General features: G+C 45.5%; 17 protein-coding genes and 1 pseudogene. 5 read left to right on the top strand and 13 right to left on the bottom strand.

Features of this window, described 5'->3' with window-relative positions; translation table 11 throughout:
- Nucleotides 1-349: 349 nt before the first annotated feature.
- From CS022_RS12915 to CS022_RS12905, 3 genes are read left to right on the top strand one after another with little or no spacing between them, the layout of a single operon-like run.
- Nucleotides 350-973, top strand: coding sequence for a YjbF family lipoprotein (locus CS022_RS12915; RefSeq protein WP_161569624.1), 624 nt, complete (start codon nt 350-352; stop codon nt 971-973).
- A gap of 11 nt (nt 974-984) precedes the next feature.
- Nucleotides 985-1,824: a capsule biosynthesis GfcC family protein gene (locus CS022_RS12910; protein ID WP_129122624.1), complete on the top strand. Its 840-nt coding sequence runs from the start codon at nt 985-987 to the stop codon at nt 1,822-1,824.
- Complete coding sequence (locus CS022_RS12905) at nt 1,821-3,971, top strand: YjbH domain-containing protein (RefSeq protein ID WP_129122623.1); 2,151 nt, start codon at nt 1,821-1,823, stop codon at nt 3,969-3,971. Before CS022_RS12910 ends, CS022_RS12905 begins: the two co-directional genes overlap by 4 nt.
- A 47-nt stretch (nt 3,972-4,018) precedes the next feature.
- Here CS022_RS12905 and CS022_RS12900 read toward each other — a convergent pair whose 3' ends face one another.
- A complete protein-coding gene (locus CS022_RS12900; RefSeq protein ID WP_129122622.1) occupies nt 4,019-5,059 on the bottom strand; it encodes an undecaprenyl-phosphate alpha-N-acetylglucosaminyl 1-phosphate transferase in 1,041 nt (346 codons plus the stop codon).
- Between the two features lie 147 nt (nt 5,060-5,206).
- Nucleotides 5,207-5,983 carry a glycosyltransferase family 25 protein gene (locus CS022_RS12895; RefSeq protein ID WP_129122621.1) on the bottom strand — a complete coding sequence of 259 codons (777 nt, stop codon included), beginning with the start codon at nt 5,981-5,983 and terminating at the stop codon, nt 5,207-5,209.
- Nucleotides 5,984-6,441: 458 nt separating this feature from the next.
- Between CS022_RS12895 and CS022_RS12890 the strand changes: the two genes are divergently transcribed.
- Nucleotides 6,442-7,302 (top strand): O-antigen ligase family protein, encoded by an 861-nt coding sequence (locus tag CS022_RS12890; RefSeq protein ID WP_161569623.1) that lies wholly within the window; start codon nt 6,442-6,444, stop codon nt 7,300-7,302.
- 344 nt (nt 7,303-7,646) lie between these two features.
- Here CS022_RS12890 and rfaH read toward each other — a convergent pair whose 3' ends face one another.
- Together rfaH and CS022_RS12880 are read right to left on the bottom strand one after the other, a co-directional pair.
- A complete protein-coding gene (rfaH, locus tag CS022_RS12885; protein ID WP_328590355.1) occupies nt 7,647-8,042 on the bottom strand; it encodes a transcription/translation regulatory transformer protein RfaH in 396 nt (131 codons plus the stop codon).
- Between the two features lie 281 nt (nt 8,043-8,323).
- Nucleotides 8,324-9,400 (bottom strand): response regulator, encoded by a 1,077-nt coding sequence (locus CS022_RS12880; RefSeq protein ID WP_129122619.1) that lies wholly within the window; start codon nt 9,398-9,400, stop codon nt 8,324-8,326.
- 552 nt (nt 9,401-9,952) lie between these two features.
- Here CS022_RS12880 and CS022_RS12875 point away from each other — a divergent pair.
- Entirely contained in the window at nt 9,953-10,552 is a 600-nt protein-coding gene (locus CS022_RS12875; protein ID WP_129122618.1) for a Yip1 family protein, read from the top strand.
- Between the two features lie 68 nt (nt 10,553-10,620).
- Here the strand turns inward: CS022_RS12875 and purF are convergent, their stop codons facing one another.
- From purF to CS022_RS12830, 9 genes and pseudogenes are all read right to left on the bottom strand, one after another.
- Complete coding sequence (purF, locus tag CS022_RS12870; protein WP_129122617.1) at nt 10,621-12,138, bottom strand: amidophosphoribosyltransferase; 1,518 nt, start codon at nt 12,136-12,138, stop codon at nt 10,621-10,623.
- A gap of 39 nt (nt 12,139-12,177) precedes the next feature.
- Nucleotides 12,178-12,668 (bottom strand): annotated as a pseudogene (locus tag CS022_RS12865) (CvpA family protein).
- Nucleotides 12,669-12,731: 63 nt separating this feature from the next.
- Nucleotides 12,732-13,319 (bottom strand): SPOR domain-containing protein, encoded by a 588-nt coding sequence (locus CS022_RS12860; RefSeq protein WP_129122616.1) that lies wholly within the window; start codon nt 13,317-13,319, stop codon nt 12,732-12,734.
- 3 nt (nt 13,320-13,322) lie between these two features.
- Nucleotides 13,323-14,621 (bottom strand): bifunctional tetrahydrofolate synthase/dihydrofolate synthase, encoded by a 1,299-nt coding sequence (gene folC / locus CS022_RS12855; protein ID WP_129122615.1) that lies wholly within the window; start codon nt 14,619-14,621, stop codon nt 13,323-13,325.
- Between the two features lie 93 nt (nt 14,622-14,714).
- Nucleotides 14,715-15,656: an acetyl-CoA carboxylase, carboxyltransferase subunit beta gene (accD, locus tag CS022_RS12850; RefSeq protein ID WP_129122614.1), complete on the bottom strand. Its 942-nt coding sequence runs from the start codon at nt 15,654-15,656 to the stop codon at nt 14,715-14,717.
- Nucleotides 15,657-15,840: 184 nt separating this feature from the next.
- Nucleotides 15,841-16,635 (bottom strand): tRNA pseudouridine(38-40) synthase TruA, encoded by a 795-nt coding sequence (truA, locus tag CS022_RS12845; protein WP_129122613.1) that lies wholly within the window; start codon nt 16,633-16,635, stop codon nt 15,841-15,843.
- A 122-nt stretch (nt 16,636-16,757) separates the two neighbouring features.
- Entirely contained in the window at nt 16,758-17,027 is a 270-nt protein-coding gene (locus CS022_RS12840; protein WP_129122612.1) for a FimV/HubP family polar landmark protein, read from the bottom strand.
- A complete protein-coding gene (locus CS022_RS12835) occupies nt 17,027-20,389 on the bottom strand; it encodes a midas domain-containing protein (RefSeq protein ID WP_129122611.1) in 3,363 nt (1,120 codons plus the stop codon). Before CS022_RS12835 ends, CS022_RS12840 begins: the two co-directional genes overlap by 1 nt.
- A complete protein-coding gene (locus tag CS022_RS12830) occupies nt 20,386-21,558 on the bottom strand; it encodes a FimV/HubP family polar landmark protein (RefSeq protein ID WP_129122610.1) in 1,173 nt (390 codons plus the stop codon). Before CS022_RS12830 ends, CS022_RS12835 begins: the two co-directional genes overlap by 4 nt.
- Nucleotides 21,559-21,693 lie beyond the last annotated feature (135 nt).

Genomic DNA, 21,693 nt, shown 5'->3' with positions numbered 1-21,693 from the left:
GTCAGCGGGTGCCGCTGCAGGCGCAGGTGCGGCGGTGCTGCTGTTGGTGGCGTGAGTGTGGCTGCTGTAGCGGTAGGTGCCGTTGCAGTTGCGGCCGTTGCTATCGCTGAAGATGCGTCAGGCGATACTGGAACAACAGGTACTACGGGTACCAATTAATCGAAAGTCGCTTCGAAGCCGGGCGATGTCCCGGCTTTTTTATCTTTGTTACGTTATTTTCGATATCTATCATCACGAACTTAGAGCTTTGGATATGAACACTCTACCCCTTATTTTTCGATACTGGCGTTCTTATCCGTTACTTTTTCTATTTTTTATCTTTCTTTCAGGCTGTAGCCAGAACGCTGAATTGTTTAAAAACACGTTTAAAGACGCCGTTCTCAGCCAAGAAGACATTACCGTTGAAACAAAAGATATTGAGGCACTTCCGTATGCCAGCATGTACGCGCAATTAGAAACGGGTAATCGCTCTTTTGTCGTACTTGGCTTTGCTGACCCCAACGTACAATCACAACCCTTGCAAGACCTGTATTCGCTAAGTTGGTTATCCGCAGACAAGAAAACGCTGGTGACTGAATCAGGGCGATTAATAAGAACCGATGGTCTGATAGAAGGAAACTTACTGGCAAGCTTTGCCTCGGAGCCTGACCCAATAGCACTGGGCTTATTAAAAGATAGCACCCCGTTGACTTGGCAAAGGCATATAGATTGGCAACCTGGCAACCACTTTGGGGTAAAACTTGTTTCGACATTCACAAGGCAAGGGGTAACGAGTATTGATGTGAATGGCCGAGAGGTGTCCGCCGTTCATTTTACAGAGTATGTGAATGCGCCATCTTACGACGTGAGCTATCAAAACGATTTTTGGCTTAACCCAAGCACGGGTAATGTACTGAAAAGCAAACAGCGTGTTGCTCCTCTTTTGCCCTCTCTTTCTTTAGTGGTTTTAAAACCTTTTTCGCCCTCGTCGTAGAGAAGAGCCAAATGCCAACAATGTTATCTGTTCTGGAAATTCGAAAAGCGCTTACTTCACTATTTGTGCTCCTTTCAGCTCTGCTCTCGAATAACGCATTTGCCACCTCAGTACAAGTGGTGCATGAAATTGCTTCAGGCACTGATATTCGAGAGGGAAAAAGCGTCTTTCTCCGGTATGTGACTCAACCTCGCTTCTCACAAGCTATCACCGATGGATACGTTCAAGTTCAAGATCAATTAGCCACCAGCTCTTTGCCTCATCAATCCTCCTTTGTTTTTTGGCCCGCGTCAGGGCTGTTTGATTTATCTAAAAGCGCGAAATTGAATGAACAACGCAAAGAAATTCAAAACGTGTTATACCAAGCGGCAAAGCAGGAACAGAGAAAAAGCGACACTTTGGCGCTAGAGCAAGATGCCGCACAGTGGGAAAAAAGCAGCTTCCTATCACGCGTACCTTTGACAGTTAACTTTGATCAAGCACGATTGGGGCCACTCGAGAACCCGCTTCTAACAGGTAACTTCCTCCTTTATCTTCCTTCAAGACCGCAACAAATACAGGTTTTCGGTCCAGTTGCTGGTAAACGAACAATCACATGGCAACCGGGGCAATCTCTGGACGATATTGTGGATGCCTCGAAACCTATTGGTCATCTGTCTGACAGAGATTTCGCTAAGGTTATTTCACCTGGTGGACAAGTCAGCACATTTGGTATTGCTTATTGGAACAAGGAGGATGTTTTACTGGTTCCCGGTAGTGCTGTTTTCTTCCCCTACTCGATATTCTCTGATGGCGACAACAACGTAAATTCAAAAATCGTCGAATTATTGTCTAACAGGTTGGCGCAATGATTTGTTTAAAAAGGAATTCCCTACTATCGCTTGTGGCCTCTCTCTCCCTGTTTACCGTTTCTTTTGAGGCTTTCAGCGGGCAATTTGAGCCTTCGCAATCCGATTTTGGTGGCGTTGGCCTCATGCAAATGCCAACAGGCCGCAGCGCAAAAGACGGGTCGTTTTCATTTGGACTCACCTTCAACCAGGATTACGAGCACTACCACGCGTCAATTCAACTGTTTGATCGCCTTGAAACAACGTTGAGATACACTTTATTGCCCAACCGTCGGTATAGCAGCTCGGTCAGCTTTGGAGGGGATAATAAGTACACCGACAAAGGTATCGACGTAAAATTTAAGTTACTTGATGAGAGTTATTGGCTACCTGAAACCTCTATTGGGTTCAGAGATCTTGGTGGTACTGGCTTGTTCGACGGTGAGTATATTGCAGCAACGAAACGTTTTGGTTCTGTAGACATCACTGCTGGTATTGCATGGGGTTACATGGGTAATAGTGCAAACCTCAGTGGTGATGAACATCTGTCTGATAACGAGTGTGGTCGGGTATCATCTTATGGCGGGAAAGGTGGGCAGTTAGACGTTGAACGAGGTTTTACCGGTTGTGTCTCAGCTTTTGGCGGCCTCGAATATAAGCCATCGGGTTTGCCCATCAGACTCAAACTAGAATATGACGCGAATGATTACAAAGGCGATTTCGCGCCATTAGAAAAAGCACCTCAAAGTAATATAAACCTTGGCGTAATTTATGAACTAAGTGACTGGGGTAACATTCGTGCAAACTTTGAACGCGGCAACACATGGACGCTGGGTTTCACGCTCAATACTAATTTCAACGATGTCCACCAAGTCTGGTTCAATGACCCCCACCCAATTTATGCACCGTCTGACTCAGTAAAAAGTTGGAAACAAACTCAAGAGGAGCTGACCCGCTTCTCAGGGTATCGAAATGTATCTCTATACGACGATGAGGGTGATATATCTGTCGCTGGTACGCCAAGTAAATATAGAAACATTGACGTAGGCAGAGAAAGGCTTGCGGCAACCTTGCTCAACCGTGATGAAACACCTTCATCGATCACTATCACCGAGCGCGTTAAGGGTATGCCAGTAACCTCAATAAACGTGAATGGAGATAAATTAAAACAGGTAGTGAACCAAGAGCAGGTTGGGCTGCGTTTTGGTGACGCCTACAAGGAGATGTCATCGTTTACAAAGCCTACTGATTCATCTCTTGTCGGAAAGTCGTATGAACGTTTCACTTACGGCCTCTCACCAGCTCTTTCTCAAAGTATTGGTAGTGCCGAAGATTTTTACCTATTTAGCTTAGGAATTGCAGGTAACGCTGCTTACATGCTAACAAACACCACTGAAATAAGCGGCTCTGTTCACTTAAACGTATTCAACAACTACGATAAGTTCAACCATACGATTGCGCCCGGCGACAGTACCCAACTGAAACGCGTAAGAACCTTGGTAAGACAATACCTTTCAAATAAGCCATTACGAATGAACAATCTGCAACTCACGCAATTTGGGAAGCTGGGTGACGATGTTTTTGTTCAAGCCTATGCAGGATACCTCGAAAGTATGTTTGCTGGTGTAGGCGGCGAAGTGCTGTTTCGTCCGCTCAATAGCAACTGGGCGTTGGGTGTTGACGCTAATTACGTAAAGCAGCGTGATCCATCATCCCAATTCGGCTTATTTTCCAGCCCGACGATCTTTGATGAAAGGGACAAAAGAACATACAAAACACAACTTGGCACCTTAACTGGCCATGTATCTGTCTACTATCGGCCTGAATGGGCATGGTTTGAAGATATCGAGCTAAAAGTTAGTGCGGGCAAATATCTTGCTGAGGACAAAGGCGTAACCGTTGATGCTTCTCGCCAATTTGAAAGTGGCGTTAAGGTGGGTGCATTTGCAACAAAGACAAACTTATCGGCAGAGGAATTCGGCGAGGGAAGCTTTAACAAAGGGTTTTATATTTCTGTTCCTCTTGATGTGTTAACCACATATCCGAGTACAAATCGCACTGTTGTCAGCTGGGTACCTTTGACTAGAGATGGCGGTCAAATGCTTAACCGCAGTTATCATCTTTACGGGATGACGGGTTCGAGATACAAGAGAAGCGAATATATATACTAAAAATGACCATACCGTTTGAAGACACTTTGGTTGTAATAGTGACGAAGTCAGCTATTCAAAGATTTCACAAGGTTTTGAACGACCAATGATGCTCTCATCGTTACAAAGTAGATTAGGAACAAACCAACAAAAAGTGAAAACGATAATGTTTCTGATATGTCAAAAAACTCAAAAGACAACCCGACCAAAGCGAAGGTTATAGCAACAAAGGTAAGTAGAATGAGTGTTGTCGTTTTGGTCATTCCTCTTTGCAACAAAATATGGTGTATATGATCCCTACCAGCAGTAAACGGTAATTTCTTACTTAGACAACGTGAAATAATCACGGCCGTCATGTCCATCAAAGGAACAGCTATTAGCCAGAGTGCAGTAGATGGACGCATTGCAGCGATATTATCACCAGATGCGCTAATCAACATCCAGATGATGAACATACCGAGAAACATGCTACCGGAATCTCCCATGAAAATTTTTGCAGAGGTCCCCAGCATACCAACATTGGCCATTAAACATGGGATAAGTGACGCGAGCAAAACAGCACACATTAAGGCATGCTCTTTTGAACCATGAGAGTAGAAGACAAAAGTCAGACATGTTAGCGAGACAAGGCTCATCGATAGAAGTAAACCATCAATACCATCAATCATATTGAAGGCGTTAACATTGCCTAATACTGCACAAATCGTTATGACTGCGGAAAATACGCCAAGCGATAATGAACCAATACCGACGATATCACCAAAAGACTTCAACTCGACCCCAGACACTATCATGATTAAGGCAAGAAATGAGACCACAGAAAGTCTCAATCGATAATCAAGATTAAACTTATCGTCGAGGGCTCCAAGCAGAGATATAGAGAAGAGAGAAACAACAAGTAACCAATGGCTGGTATAGACAAAAGGAAAGACCAACACAACAGCAATTAACGAAGACAGTATAGCAAGGCCACCAACTTGGGGTATGGGCTGGTTGTGCTGTTTTCTCGAGTCCGGCAAGTCAACAAGCCCTAACTGTTCGGCAAAAAGCTTGAGTATGAAGATTGCAGAAACCGAAACTACCATTGACAAAGCAAGAACTGCTAACATCTTCTTATTCCAAGTTGACCGTCTATAGAACTTTTTTTTCAAAACACTGTAGATTGTAACTCAAACCAAAACTCAAAAAAGTTCAAATATTAAGACAGTTATCAGTGGGCGACATACTCTTTCGTGCAAAACATCCGGTACAAAAATTTACTGCGAGTAACAACGGCTTTTGATAGCTTTAGAGTTTCTCTTGTACCTAAGAAAAAGTCGTACTTTCTTGTAAAGTGAATAAAGTTCTCGAGAGGGTGCACGATACCAAACTGTTTTTTGTCTAGTATTGTTTTGGAACGTCGTTTCCTCATCTCCGTGGTGAACAACAAGAGTCGGAGACATTTGAAAGGAATCAACGCCATGAATGTAATTAGCACCGACGAAACAATCGACAGGGAAACACCAGCGATGTTTGATTAGTCTGGAAGCAGCCTCCGGTGATATGGCATAAGCTCTTAAACCGCCATAGTTGTCTTCCATTAGCCGATATGTAAAGTCACCTTTTTCTTCAACACAGAACGACCGTCCCCCAGGTTCAATAGCTTCGAGACGCAAAAAACCATATGTTCTCACGCTATCCAGAGCGTTGGCAATTACCTGCTCAGCTCGTTCATTGAGGTAAATATCGTCTTCACATATTATTATTGGCCTATTCTCATATACGCACTTGAGCCAAAGGTTGTAATGGCTGGCGTAACAACCGCATTCACCAGGTAAAGGTGGCTTACCGCTTGTTAGCCATAGTCTTTTAGGATTATCATAATCGACGCCCAACAGTGGCATCGATGTTCTACCATCAATCGCATCAAAAAACTCGAAACTCACCCCAGCCTTTGTAAATTCATTCGATACATGTTGTCGTCGACTCTCACTACACATCAAACTGATAACAAATACGCTTGTGCTCTTCGGTTCAAGGTTATTACTTGGCATTATACATTCACATTCGGGTAAATTGGCAAAGCACATGATAACTTAGAGTAAGACTGTTATCATCCATCGCCGAGATATTTCGCACTGTGGTTTACTGGAAAAATATCAAAATGAATACAAAGAAAGTCTTCTCCTCAATTGAGATGCTATTCCTTCTCTCGCCTATGATTGTGCTGCTCACAATGGCTTTTACTATCCCTGATGCTAAATCAATAATATCCAGACTTGTTCCAGTTGTTGTGATCTACTGCCTTGTCAGATACCGCTCTGAGATAAAAGAGAGTTTTCACAACCCTCTTATCAGATTTTTCTTCCTAATATCAGTCATGTACATTGTTTATGGCGCTGTACTAATGCTAGTTTGTGGGGAGCAGTTTGGACCATATCGGTCGTTGCTTACATCAACCATTTACCTGATAGTCTTACCGTGGCATAGATTTTCTAGGGAACACATTTATATGCTTGCTTCTATCGGCGGTGTCGCAGCAGGTGTATACGCTATATATGTAACACAAATTATAGGGCAAGCAAAAGCAAGCTCAGTGGTTAACCCTATACCTTTTGCATTATACTGTTTGCTCTGCTTTTTATTCTCTATCCATGCTTGTTTATCATCACCGCTATCAAAAACACATACTATTTTTGCACTTGGTTTGCTTGGTTCAATATCAGCGATTTTTCTCTCTGGTGTCAGGGGTATATGGATTGCGTTACCTGTGGTGATAGCTTTAGTGATTATGCTCAATAAGCGTTGGTCACTTCGTTACAAAAGTATTTTCGCAATTTCCGTTTTAGTTATTCTTTCTTCACTCGGCTTTTATTTCAAAGATTCACTAGAGGCCAGAGTTGCTCAGACAAAGTGGGAATTCTCAAGAATATCACAAGGAAATCTTGAATCATCCGTTGGCTGGAGGCTTGGAATGTGGGAGGTGGGCTACAATTGGGTGAAAGAATCGCCACTCTTAGGAATAGGCTATTCTCAAATAAAACCAAAAGCCGAAAGGGATGATTTGAATGAAAGAGTTCGCTTTTACATTACAAACTCTCATTTCCACAATCAATTCATCGATATACTTGTCAGAAATGGTCTCTTAGGTCTGGTGATATTTCTTTTTTGGCTTTTACTTCCAGCTTATTTATTAGCAACAAAAGCTAAAAGTCACGATAGAGCTCTTGGTTACTCGTGTCTCGCAGGCATACTAATCGCTTCTTTGACGGATGTGCCATTTCATCACACTCATATCATGTACACGTATTCATTTCTAATTGGATCGTTACTTTTGGTTAATTTGGCTAATCCACTCTCTGAAGAATATTGAATATCAGATCGGCTCCAAAATAAATTGCCCTGCATAGTAACGTCCTCTTTATGGGGCGTTTGCTACGTAACTTTAGTCAAGGAAAAGCCCGGAGAGAAGAACCGTAGTGCTGAGTATGGGCATTATTCACTATAAGCGAGTAGATAATCTCGAGCATAATGTGGATATCCCCGCTTCAAGATACAGTCGATACTAGGGTTAGAAGACTTTTATATTGTGGTATTTCACGCAAAACAGAAGTGACGTCCGCCGTTAATTGGATCTCTTTTGCATATTTATCTTCATAATTGATTGATTAACATGACTGAGTGAACATTGGATCAGTAAGTGGGAACAGGTAAATTTCACTGACTTGAAGAGAAAGAAATGTCGTTGTTATCGACGCTCAGAAGAACAGAGTTATTCAAAAGTGAAAGGAGTAAAATTGAACGCTTATCTCCGTCAGGCTCCTTGAATACAGCGCTAACTCCCTGATAGGGTCCATTGTGAATGATAACATTGTCCCCCTGACAAAAGCCTTCACGAAAGTGCTCTCTGACAGAGTCTGAATCCTCACATACCATTAGAGATTTAATTATCTCAATACTAACAATTGAGGGTTCAGAACCGCTTCTTACAAACTGGAGTACACCGCGAGTAGAGCGAACAGTAGTAAAACTAACCACTTCAGGATCAAAGTTCACAAAAACATAGTTTGGAAACAATGGTTCCAGTAAAGTCGACCGCTTTCCGCGACGCACTTTTTCCACTGTGACTTTTGGGTAGTAACAATCGACGCTTGGCGCTTGAGGTTAATCTCAGCTCTTTCCTGCTCATTTCGCTTACAGAAAACTAGATACCAATTTTTCACATCAACAACCTCAAAAATTAGCACTTACGGTGAAAATTTAGTTATTTGGGATGTGTATCCCCAAAGTTGGAGCAGGATTATATTTAGCTGCGCACCATGGAGCAAGACCAAAAGCAATTTTCTTGTACCCAAGAGACTTAAGCTAGCAAACTTCTCTCATTACTGCAGTTTTTAACCAACTGACTGGCAGAGCTTTTCTAGTTCAATACCAAAACTGCTTAGCCCTGTATTTTTTAGGGTTAGCCTCGTTTTAGAGGTAAGGAGGGGAATATCTATAAATTTAACATTAGTCCCAATAGCACCAATGAGGCCGTTTTCATTAACAATGCGTACCGACTCTTTTGCATCTCCTTCAGTCGATAGGGTTGCCTCAAGACCTGCTGAAAGTATGTCTAAGTTTTGTTCACGCGCGTTAAGTACTCCAAACATCGCTTTCACTGGCGAGGCATAGGTAGATTTTTTTATCGCCGTTTCAATCTGATGGATCAGTTTGACGAAATTCTTATCGCTAGCCTGATGAGAACGAAGGAACTCATTGAAGAATGCGCGGATCATCAAGGTGGTAGCAGTACCGTTTTTTCCTGCAGATGAGGAATCGACGACATAGAATGCAAGCTTACCGTCTATCATCCACATGTAGTCGATGACAATCGGGCTGGTATCTGCAGATTGGAGTGAATGGTAGGACAACTGCCAATCACCTTGGCGGGACACAGGGTCTGGCATCAGTCCGAGCAGCAAATCGCGCGCACTTTCAGGGTCTTCCAATAATTCGTCAAGATGCCACTTCAGTTCTTCATTCAATGGCTTCTCATCATCATTCCCAACCTGAAACCATTGCTGACTAAAATCGTTGTTCGCGTTCGCCGCTAGCTTGTCATCTTTTAGCACATTCAGGATGGATGACTTAACAGTCATCACGTCTTCAATGGGCTTTATCAGAAAATCTTTCACACCATAGCGAAGAGCCTGCGCCACATCTGACATTCCACCCGTGCCAGAAATTACAATTACTGGCACCATAGGGTATTCACGGCTTATCTCTTCCACAAACTCTAAGCCTGTCATTACGGGCATAGAAAGATCGCTGATGAGGAGATCAGGGATGGCTTCCCGTAGAGATCGAAGTCCCTCGAGACCGTTTTCTGCAGTCCTCACAATACAGCCTTCTTTATTTAGGAAGCCCGCAACAATAGTGCTGAAAACCGGGTCATCCTCAACAATCAGTATCTCTTTGCCTTCAAGCACCACGCTCTCCCCTACTCAACGGATATTGGCCAGCCAAACTGCCTGTATTTTCTGCTCTTAAAGCATAGTTTGGTTTGTAAAAACAAGAATTAATGACCAATAAAAAAGGCAATGCATATCACTATAACTCTGATATACCTTCACTTTTATCCATTACGAAGACGAAAATGCGCACTTTTATATACAGTCATGCAGATACACTACGTGGTCTATTCTACTCTAACTTAATGAAAACAAAGTAAAGATAAGCGATAAAATTTAAAATGTTTTCGATTTAAGACCCACGTTTACTCGCTGCAACCTTTTGGTAATTTCAAATATTAGATGCTTTTGGTAAGTGCAAAGATGCCCGGAATACGGCTCATACAAAGACCAGAGACCGACACCTCAGTTTCACTTACACCTAAAAGAAACAAAAACCCGTATCACATCACATTTTAAGACTCATCAAACGAATGAATAACGATCAAATGTTAATGGTATGTAATTATTTGGTTCTATATTGATTACAATTCAGTCAGGCAGTGACCAAGCATAATAACAGGAGCAATTATGATTCTGGGGCATTTAGTGGGTCTGTATGTTCAGCCAAAAGAAGAATGGAAGAATATAGATAGACTCCATGAAGGGGCATCAAATAGTCTTATTCACGCATTGATTATGGCAATGATACCGCCAGTCTGTGCTTACTATTCAAGTGTTCACATAGGATGGAAGATTGGTGTTGGCGACCCGATATTTATTACAGGTGATAGTGCGCTGATGATTGCAATTGCAATGTACTTTGCGCTCATTATCGGCGTTTGTGCTTTGGCCTACTTGACTCTCTGGATGAGTAGGACATTTGGTTCGTCACCAAGTTATACGCAGGCACTAGAGTTAGCTGCCTACACAGCCACGCCAATATTTATGGTTGGCTTATCCGCACTCTACCCTGTCGTGTGGTTTGTTATGCTCGTTGGCTTAGTAGGTGTCGCGTACTCGGTATACCTCCTGTATACGGGCGTGCCGATTATCATGCACATTCCTGAAGAGCGAGGTTTTATTTACGCCAGTTCAGTAGTCACTTGTGGGTTGGTGTTATTGGTCTCTATTCTCGCTGCTTCTGTCATTCTCTGGAATAGCGGACTGGGGCCAATATTTGTTCAATAACTCTCGAGCTCATACAAAACAAACGCGGCTACTAGCCGCGTTTGTTTTTTGCGAAAACCAACCGTGCGTTAGCTTTCGTTATGAATTTCTAAGTTAGCCAATTCCTGCTGCTGTTCTCGGACAGTCTTAGCATCATCGCTTCTCAAACTTTCCAAGTAATCCAGATAAGACTGATCGATGTCATCTGTCACGTACTGACCACAGAATACCGAGCTTTCAAAACTCGCAATATCGGGGTTACCTTCGCGAACAGCATTCTCAAGATCCTCTAGGTTTTGGAATATCAGACCATCAGCACCAATGATTTTACTGATTTCATCGACATCACGACCATGAGCAATGAGCTCGTTAGCGCTTGGCATATCGATACCGTAGACATTTGGGAAGCGAATTTCAGGAGCCGCAGATGCCATGTAGACTTTCTTCGCACCTGCCTCGCGTGCCATCTCAATGATTTGTTCTGACGTGGTTCCTCGAACAATCGAGTCATCCACCAGCAGTACGTTTTTACCTTTGAATTCAGAACGGATCGCATTGAGCTTGCGGCGAACAGATTTTCTGCGCTGCTGTTGACCAGGCATGATGAAGGTTCGGCCAACATAACGGTTCTTAACAAAACCCTGACGATAAGGCTTGTTGAGGACCTGAGAGATCTCTAGCGCGATATCCATGGACGTTTCTGGAATAGGGATAACGACATCTATATCCATGTCTTCCCATTCTTTGCGAATTTTCGCACCCAACATCTTGCCCATGTTCAGGCGAGCTGCGTAGACAGAAATCTTATCGATGAATGAGTCAGGACGAGAGAAATAGACAAACTCAAAAATGCATGGCGTCAGTGATGGAGAAGCTGCGCACTGGCGAGTGTAAAGCTTACCGTCAAATGTTGCATAGATAGCCTCACCTGGCGCCACGTCGCGGATAAAGTCAAAGCCTACGGCATCCAGAGCTACAGATTCAGACGCAACCATGTACTCTTCCTGTCCATTTTCGTTGACGCGCTTGCCAAGGCACAGAGGACGAATACCATTTGGATCACGGAAGGCGATTAAGCCATGACCGATAACCATAGCAACAGCCGCATAACCACCCGAGACTTGCTCATGTACTGCACTTACTGCTTTGAAGATATCTTCTTCAGTAAGCGGGTGATTCCCTGCTTTGTCTATCTGGTGGGCAAGAACATTAAGAAGTACTTCAGAATCAGACGTCGTGTTGAGGTGACGCTTATCTTGTTGGAAGAGGGATTCTCTGAGGTCGTTAGCGTTGGTTAAGTTACCGTTGTGGGCGAGAGTAATACCGTAAGGAGAATTCACATAAAACGGTTGCGCTTCAGAAGCACTTGAGCTTCCCGCGGTAGGATATCGATTGTGTCCGATTCCCACCGTTCCTTGCAGTCGTTGCATGTGCTTAAGTTGAAAAACATCCTTCACTAGTCCGTTGGCTTTTCTGAGCCGGAAGCGGTTTTCATCAATGGTGACAATACCGGCTGCATCCTGGCCGCGATGCTGTAATACAGTCAAAGCATCATAAATCGATTGATTTACAGGCGTCTGACCTACGATCCCAACAATCCCACACATGTAAACTATTTCCTTTTTAAAGCGTAATGTAACCCGGTGTTAAGCCACCTTGGGTAAAAAGCTGGAGCTCTGCTCCAGATACGAAAAAAACCACTCAATGACTATTCCAAACTTAGGAATAAGTTGCGACTGCTTCCAGTCAACCTGGTTAGGCGCACCCGTAAACGCGTCCAGTGCAAACAGCAATGCTGCCACCACCAGTACACCTCTGATGCCACCGAACACCATACCGAGAAGTCTATCAGTTCCGGAAAGGCCTGTTTTATCAACTAACTGACCAATCACATAATTTACAAGCGCACCGATAATCAATGTGGCAATGAAAAGCGCAGCTATCGCCGCTCCATTTCTTACTACTTCATCCTTGAAGCCGGTAAAGTAGGCTGCCAATTGAGGGTAAAACTGACTGGCAATGAAAAACGCGCCAAACCAAATTACCAGAGACAACACTTCCTTGACGAAGCCTCTAACCACACTGATCAGGCAGAGAAACTGATGACGCCAAGGATAATAAAATCAATCCAATTCATATATTCTTCTTCTATTGGATTTGCGCGCATTCTAACAGAAAAAATGGCGACGCAAACGTTTTCTTAAGGGTTTAAAGGGTTAAATCTGACGAGTTGGCCTTTCAGTCCAGTCAAAGATTCCAGATCAGCGCGCATCCCTTGCAGCTTGTCTTTGGAAAGGTCAGGCCCGACCTCAACACGAGCCAATTGGCCAGCTCGAATATTTCTCGGGTAAATCTGGGCCGGATATCCTTTATTCCTCAGCTTCGAAACTAAATTTTTGGCATTATCAATGTTTCTGAATGTACCTAAACGCAACACCCAAGCTGCATCTGTTAAGCCATTCTGTTCAATAATATTTTGCTTTTCTTCAGTTGTATTTTGATGCTGCTTTTTGAGCGTTTTATTGGGAGCTTCTCCTAACGTCACAGAAGCCATATTATCACTCAGCAGATCATCAGCGTGTTCGTCAAGGTCCTCAACAATGCCGGTATCTGGCTTATTGATTTGCGATGTTGTTATAGATTCATCGATGGGTTGATGAATAGGAATTGCATCAAAGTCTTCCTGAAACTGCTCTTTTTTGCCATCAAGAACATCCGGAAGGAAGATCACACCAAGACAAACCAACACCACGGTGCCAACCAATCGATTTTGGAATTGAGTCGCCACAAATTACTCCGATTCAGCTAAATAAGAGGACACCTGACCAACGGTGTGGAACGAACCGAAGACGATAACTAGATCTCCTTCCCAACCCAAAGATGCAACAGCGGTTTGATAAGCAAGTTCAGGCGTTTCGAATGTTTTTGTTCCTGCAGGTAAATAGGTAACAAGCTCATCTGCAGTCGCGGCTCTGGGACCTTTCAGGCTGGCAGGGAACCACGCATCAACAACGTTTTTCATTTCTGCTAGCGTTGACTCGATATCTTTGTCGTGAAGCATCGCGACAACAGCATGGACTTTACCATTTCGTTTTGCTTTCGCCTTCTCAAGCTGTTTAGCAAGGTACGCCGCAGAATGCGGGTTGTGCGCAACATCCATCAAAACCAAAGGAGACTCACTGACGGTTTCCATTCTGCCCGACAATTTGGCGGCTTTAATGCCTTCAACAATGTGCTCATCAGTAATGTTAAGCTCTGACGCACCAAGAGCCATCAGCGCGGTTGCTGCATTTTGTATCGGAAGTGCAGGCAGTGGTAAATCCTTCAAATCGAACGCACCACACTGCCAGTGCCATACATTCTCTTCTTGTTGATAATCGAACTGGTAACCTACCTGATAAAGCTTTGCATCAATGTCGTCTGCATGAGCTGCAACACTTGCTGGCGGCTCCGGCTGGCCGCAAACAGCGGGTTTGCCAGATCGGAAGATACCTGCTTTCTCAAAGCCGATGACTTCAATGTCATCCCCAAGCCAATCGACATGGTCAATGGCAAGGCTAGTAATCACAGACACATCATGCTCACAGATGTTTGTGGCATCCAAACGCCCACCCAAACCAACTTCAAGCAACACTACATCTAAATCGTGTTGTTTGAACAGCCAGAGTGCTGCGAGAGTGCCAAATTCGAAGAAGCTCAAGCTAGTATCGCCCCGAATGGCTTCAATATTTGAAAACGCTTCGCAGTGGCGTTCATCATCCAACTCTCGACCGTCTATGCGAACACGCTCGTTATACCGGATCAAGTGAGGGGAACTGTACACGCCTGTTTTATACCCAGCCTTTGTCAAAATGGCTTCCAATATCGCACAGGTTGACCCTTTGCCATTTGTGCCAGCCACTGTAATGACAGTCGGCGCGGGTTTGGTGAGTTTGGCATCTTGGGCCACTCGCCCTACCCGGTCTAAGCCAAGATCGATAGCACTGGTATGCAGACTCTCTAAATAGGCTTGCCATTCATTTAATGGTGCAGTCGCACCCGGTGGGTTAGTTCTTAACGAATTGGCATGTGGTGGATTTGTATCAGGCATGTTGTTTTTTATAAGTTCAATAATACTTTAATCATATCAGCTTATAGACAAAGAGCGCCATAAGGCGCTCTTTGTCTGTGACCATGGAAATGCTTAGTTGTCATTATCCAAAGGTTCTGCGGTATTTTCTGCTTCTTCAACTACTTCCCCTTCCAGCGGTTGCTGCACTGGTACAACAAGCGGTGAAGGTTGGTTAGTCAATTTGGCGAGAATACCCGCAAGACGCTGGCGTAATTCACGGCGGTCGACGATCATATCGAGCGTTCCATGCTCCAGCAAAAATTCAGCCGTCTGGAAATCATCGGGGAGTTTCTCGCGAACCGTCTGTTCGACAACAAGGCGGCCAGCAAAACCGATTCGGGCTTTTGGCTCTCCAACGTTAATATCACCCAACATTGCAAGACTTGCCGAAACACCACCATAGGTAGGGTCTGTTAACACAGAAATGTAAGGCAAACCTTTTTCTGACATTTTTTCAAGCGCTGCGCTGGTTTTTGCCATCTGCATAAGAGACATCAAAGACTCTTGCATACGGGCACCACCACTCGCAGAGAAACAGATAAGCGGGCAGTTATCTTCCATTGCTTGCTCTGCTGCACGAACAAAGCGTGCTCCGACAACAGATCCCATTGAACCGAGAATAAACCGAGTGTCGAATGCACAGGTGACAACAGGTAGGCCAAGAAGGTGACCTTTCAGCACAACCATGGCTTCGGTTTCACCAGTAGCCTTTTGCGCCGAGGCCAAACGGTCTTTGTACTTCTTTGTATCTCGGAATTTAAGAGGATCCTGAGGAAGAAGATCTGCTCCCAGTTCTTGAACATTGCCTTCATCAAGAAATGCTTCAAGACGCTGACGTGCATAGAAGGGCATGTGATGGTCACATTTCGGACACACATTCAGGTTACGCTCTAAGTCTGCGTGGTATAGCACCTGCTCGCAGGATGCGCATTTGGTCCAAACTCCCTCTGGGATTGACGCTTTTCGCGTCGAACCAATTTTGCTTTTTGTCAGAATTTTTTCAAGCCAGCTCATGGACTACCTTTTTGTTCTGCACCACTTGCCGTTAGCAAATGGTCTGTAATCTATTAATTCAAACGAGATTAAATCACAACTCAACACGAGTTGGGACTAAAAACTGGTTGTACCTATCCGTGAAGCCCCATAGATTATCATTTTTTCCAGTCTCGTTTCAGAATCTGTTCGAGACTTTTTGCAATCAACATTGAGTGTCTGGCAAAAAGAGTGGGCCCGGAGTTACATTGGGTAAATCAAAGGACTCAGGGTAATCAACCTCAACCAAATAAAGCCCTGCGGCTTTCGCTGTTGCTGCCGCCAAGTTCCGATCTTTGGCATTAAGTAGCCACTTTATCCATTCAGGTTTTTGTTCTCCCCGCCCAACCGCAATGAGGCTACCCGTAATGTTTCTGACCATATGGTGCACGAATGCGTTGGCCTTGATATCGATGATGACAAAATTCCCCTGGCGCGACACATTAAGATGCATCACGTTTCGCCATGGCGATTTTGACTGGCACTGCACAGCCCGAAATGAACTGAAGTCATTTTCACCGAGCAAATACTGACCTGCTTCGTGCATTAGCTTTTCATCAAGGTCGCCATGATAGTGACTAACGCCGTGACGGAATATACCCGGCCGGAAAGCGTGATTGTAAATGATGTAGCGGTAGCGCCTCGCCGTTGCTGTAAATCGGGCATGAAAGTCATCTGGCACTTCTTTTGCCCACCTTACAGCAATATCGTCAGGTAGATTGCTGTTTGTGCCCATGGTCCATGCCTTGAGTGGTCTTGGAGACGTAACATCAAAATGCACAACCTGACCGGTGCCATGAACCCCCGCATCGGTGCGTCCGGCACATTGCACGCCAACAGGTTGATTCGCCACTTTACTCAGTGCTTTTTCCAATTGTTCTTGCACACTTGCCACTTCTCGCTGTCTCTGCCAGCCATAGTAACGCGCGCCATCGTACTCCACACCCAGTGCAATTCTCATGGTCAGGTTCTCTGTGTTACTTTAAAAAAGGGCGACATTATACTCATAACCGTCAACTTGGTCAGCAGCAATAAAAAAACGGCAGTCATGACTGCCGTTTTTTTATTTCAATGAAGCGAAAGTTAATGGAGTTTTTCCATAATTTCCATCGCTTCACTTTTGAGGTTCGAGTCCCCTGATGTCATCACCTTCTCAAGTAATGCCATCGCGCCGTCCACATCGTTCATCTCAAGGTAGGCTTTGGCCAGATCCATGTTATTTGCCGCTTCGCCCGATTTGTCCACATCATAAGGCTCAACTTCATTCAACATATCTGGAAACTCATCTAACCCCACATTGAGATCAATTGGCTTTGAATCTGGGTCTTCCTGCTCTTCGCCATCATCTTTCATTAACTCTTCGATGCTGATGTAAGGGTTATCTTCAGTGGTAGTTTCAAGCAGCTCACTGTGGCCTTCTTCAAGAAGCTGTCGAGATCGTTGTCGAATTCCAAGTCAGTGACGTCTTCACCAAGTATCTGCGGTTGTTCAGACCAGTCTTCCGATTCCAACTCGGGCTCAGGTGTTTGCTCAGTATTCCATACCGCCGATTCATCTTCCGGGATTGGCGGCTCAACATCCTGTAAATCAGGGTCAGACAGCAGCGCATCCATATCCAGACCTGCAACCTGATATTGCTCATCATCCATGTCTGCCACGGATGTCTCTGGTACAGGCACTTCGGCAGTTTGCCCTGTTGTGGCCGTTTGCTCTTGAAAACCACCGTCTAATTCACGTTGTTCTTCAAACGCAGCATGAAGAGCATCTTCTTCAGAGAATTCACCCAGCTGGTTATCATCGAGCGTTTCAAGCCCCTCAGCAGGGACATTGAATGGGCTGTCAGCGACAGAATCTGTCGACGGTTCGGAGAAATCTTCAAGCGAGTCTGCTGTTTCGTCCTCACTACCAAGTTCTGGAGCCTCAACGGCGGAATCTGACATATCAGCTGGCATCGGCATATCGATGGCAGGCATAACATCGGCAAGAGAGTCTGATGCTGGCTGTGGGTTCTGCGTTTCGTCAAGCGCAGCTTGTGGCGAGACCTCTAAGTCAGCATCAAGGGCTGCATCTTCTTCCGAGTATTCTGGTAACTCGGTTAAATCTAAAGGCTCATCACTGGCAGACTGCGGTGAGTCAATTTCCGCTGGTTCACCATTGATGTCAGCCAGTGCTGACGCTTCGTCGTATTCAGGTAGCTGCGTCAGGTCAATATCTGATGGCTCTGACGCACTGGTTTCAATGTCTGTCGACATATCAGACTGGGAGTCAGCCTGTTCGTCGCCAATAAAGTCATTCAGGTCGTCAATAACCTGCGCATCAGAGGCATATGCCTCGTTACTCTGTACTTGAGCAACTGCCGAGTTCGGATCAAGCTGAACAGATTCGGTGTCTAATCCTGATTCCGGCAGTGTTCCAGTTTCTGTCGAAAGGTCACTCTCTATTTGCTGAGCGGGCTCGGGGATTGATTCATGTTCATATGACTCGCTGCCAATGACTGCATCTTCGATAGGCTCACTTGAAAATGCGGCCATATCGTTGGGTTCAGCGACATCAGGGAAGTCCGCGTTCTCTTCCATTGCCGCATCAAAAGAAGCTTCACTCGAGCTAGGATCCTGGCCTTCTGATTGCGGCGGTTCGAGCGTTGAATCACTGCCTAACTCAGGCTCTAACGGTACTTCTGTCTCAGACGGCTCTTGGCCAACATCTGCTGAAGCTTCTTGCGCGGTGTCTGGGGTGAAATCTTCTGGTTCTTCGGTTTCAGCAATGGGTTCCGCGCTGAGCTCAGGCATCTCAACGGGTGCTTCATCAGCACTTTCAGCAAGTTCCGATGTCTCTGGCATAAATTCGCTAGAGGCCGAAAGCTCGTTATCTACGGGTAATTCATCAGACAAGTTTGCTTCGTTATCAGGCCCTTCTAACTCATCATTAACATCCGTCAACGCCTCATTGATAAAAGCTTCATCAGACAGGGCTTCGTTAATCGAAGCGGCATCCCCAACGAATGCTTCCTCATTGTTGTCTGATGTTTCATCGAGAAGTGAATCTATATCCAACACCGAATCTGTTGCAGGCAGATCTAACTCAGCATCAAGCGCTTCAATACCTGACGTCTCAGGCGTAACTACGTCATCTGGAATAACGTCATCACCACCAGCAGAAGGCTCGGAAGTGACATCGGACACCGCATCAGGCATTGAACCGTCCGCCATATCAAATTCAGCAATCTCTTCAACAGGCTGAGCCGAAAAATCAGGCGCATCATCGTCTGCGTCTAAGACAGGAGAAGACGCCAGTGCCTCAAGCTCATCCATAGGATCGAGCTCATCTACTGGCTGATCAAGCGGGTCAGATTCAACATCAATGAGCTCATCCAGCAGAGCGTCTGTGTCACTTAAATCAACATTGATGTCGGTATCAGGTACTGTATCAACGACGTCAGTAAGAAGATCGCTGGCATCAATACTTTGGTCAAGCATGTCCGATTCGTCGAAATTCTCCGCTGAACCATCAAGCATTTCATCAAGCAGCGCGTCACCGCCCACCTCGAGGTCGCTGTCAGGCAGGGAGAGATCGCCAGCGTCATCATGCGAACCTAAGTCGAGTGGTAAACCATTTCCATCAAGATGTTCATTGTCAAGCAGTTCATCAAGCAGCGCATCGGTATCACCAATATCGGAGGCGTCTTCTTGAGCATGAGTCTCTGCTGACAGGGTGTCACTGTCAGTGTCAGACAGTGACGTTTCGAGCTCCGGGTCGGGGGTGCCTCCCATCAGCTCATCAATCAGTGCATCGCTGCCATCTTGCGACATCGGTACTGCAGGTTCTGGCTCCGCACCACTATCCATCAGCTCATCGATTAATGCGTCGCTACCATCTTGCGACATGGGGATTTCAGGTTCGGGTTCCGCCCCCATCAGCTCATCGTTCAGCGCATCGCTGCCATCTTGCGACATAGGGATTTCAGGTTCAGGCTCTGGAGTCCCTCCCATCATTTCATCAATGAGCGCATCACTGCTATCCTGGGACATTGCCACTTCTGGCTCAGAGTCCATCGAGAGGTCGATATCCTGAGTCAGATCGACCTCAGGTTCGCCTTCCATCACATTGTCAAATAGGGCATCGTTAGTCTCAGCCGAAGGCTCTTCTGCTACTGAAGCTGGCTCGTCACCACCTTGAGCGCCATCAAGTAAGGCGTCAATATCCTCTACGTCGCCGTCACCTTCGGTTAGCGATTGCTCCCACATCGCAGCAAGGGCCTCGTCAGGGCTAAGTTCAGCATCTTCCGACGGAGCAGCCATCTCATCGAGAGACTTCTCCATATCTTCAAGACCAATCGCATCATCAGAGCTTGCAGCAACATTCAAATCGGGGTTCATGGCTAAATCAGGATCAGCCATCGCCATATCGAGGTTTTCAGCCACACTGTTATCAGGCTGCTGCATATTCATTTGAGGCATCTCAACTTGCTGCATAGCATCCTGCGCAGGGAATCCATCCTGCATTGGCATGTTGTCGAAGCCCTGCTGTTGCATGTTAGGATCAAAGGCTTGCTGCGCGTTCGGGTCAAACGCTTGCTGTTGATCAGGGAACGCTTGTTGATTATCAAAACCCTGATCCATCATCGGTTGCTGGGCGACCGCCGTTAAATCAAGGCCGTCGTTTTCAAGCACCAGTTCGTCGGTTTCACCCATCGCCATCGGCGAATCGGCAGTCATGCAGGAATATCAAGATCATCAAAGCCATCAGGCTCAGCCACAGGCTGTTCTTCTTTACGACTGCGTCGGAAGAGAATAAAGCCGATGAGTGAGATGACCAAAAGTGCAGGTGTCACCCCAAGAGCAATCAGCACTGCGGGGTTATTAACCAATGATTCCCAAACATCTTCCTGCGCTTCAACTTCTGCCGCGAGCAGTTTCGCTTTGTGATCAGCCAGTAAGGACTGTAGCTCCGTTGTTAACTGATCATCTAACGTGATTTTTTCCCGCAGTGATTTCAGCTCGCCCTGCACCTCGGCCAAACGCACTTTCAGGATATGATTACTTTCGAGCAGACGACCCACTTCCACATCATTGTTATCGACCTGATTCTTCAATGAAGATAAATCTGGTTTAGGTGGCGTAGTAGTCGACGGCTTAAGCGGCTCATCGGTTGGTTTTGGTGCTGCGTCTTCCGATGCGGTCACAGGCTCTTTGGCGGGTTGTTCAGTTTGAGAAGCCTCTGTGGTTTGCTGCTCACTGGCAACATTGGACGTTGCTGGTGCGACTGGTTTTGCCGGTGTGGTCGTTGATATCTGTGGTGTCGCCGCCGGGGCTTCTGGCTTAGAGACTGTTGCAGGTTCAGCCTGCGGTCTATTTACTTGTGCTGTAGCTGGTTGAGCCGTGGCTGTATTGCCCGATAAAGGTGATTGGGCACGCGTTGCCTGTTGACGCTGAGCCAACGCTTTTCTTGCTTTGTCTTCATTAAGTCGCTGTACCACATCTTCCGTCTGTTCACGGCGAATTTCAGAGTTCGTCGGCATGCGCAGAATGGTGCCGGGTATCAGGCTATGAATATTCTGATTTTCGAATGCAGCAGGGTTTAAGCGGAAAATTGCGCCCAGCGTTTGATAGATAGAAACGGAGTTATCGGGTCGATATTGCGTTGCAATAGACCAAAGCGTTGTATTGCCATCTTCAGGCACACTGAATAACGGCCGTTCTGGACTCGCTGTCCTGTTGACCGGCGCGACTCTCGCTTCCTGAGAAAGCGACTCGTTATCTGGGCCTATGATCTTTATGTCAGCAGTTGCGCTAAAGGCGGCAAATAAGAAAAGCGTTAAAATAGAGGAAAACCGCACTTTTTTGCTTTTAAGGCCATATTTTTTAAAACTAAAGGTTCGCTTCATACCAGTAATTAACTCTGCGTCAGATACTGCCTAAAATCCCTTTGGCAGAAATTTGGCGTTTTCTTGATATATATCTTTAACTATATCGGATGGTCGGATGAAAACTGAAATACAAAAAACGAAAACTGTATTTTT

It is taken from the genome of Veronia nyctiphanis (assembly GCF_004116385.1).
In the GTDB taxonomy this organism is placed as follows: domain Bacteria; phylum Pseudomonadota; class Gammaproteobacteria; order Enterobacterales; family Vibrionaceae; genus Veronia; species Veronia nyctiphanis.
Note: the sequence above shows the minus strand (reverse complement) of the source record. Positions and strands in the feature narration are given on the sequence as shown.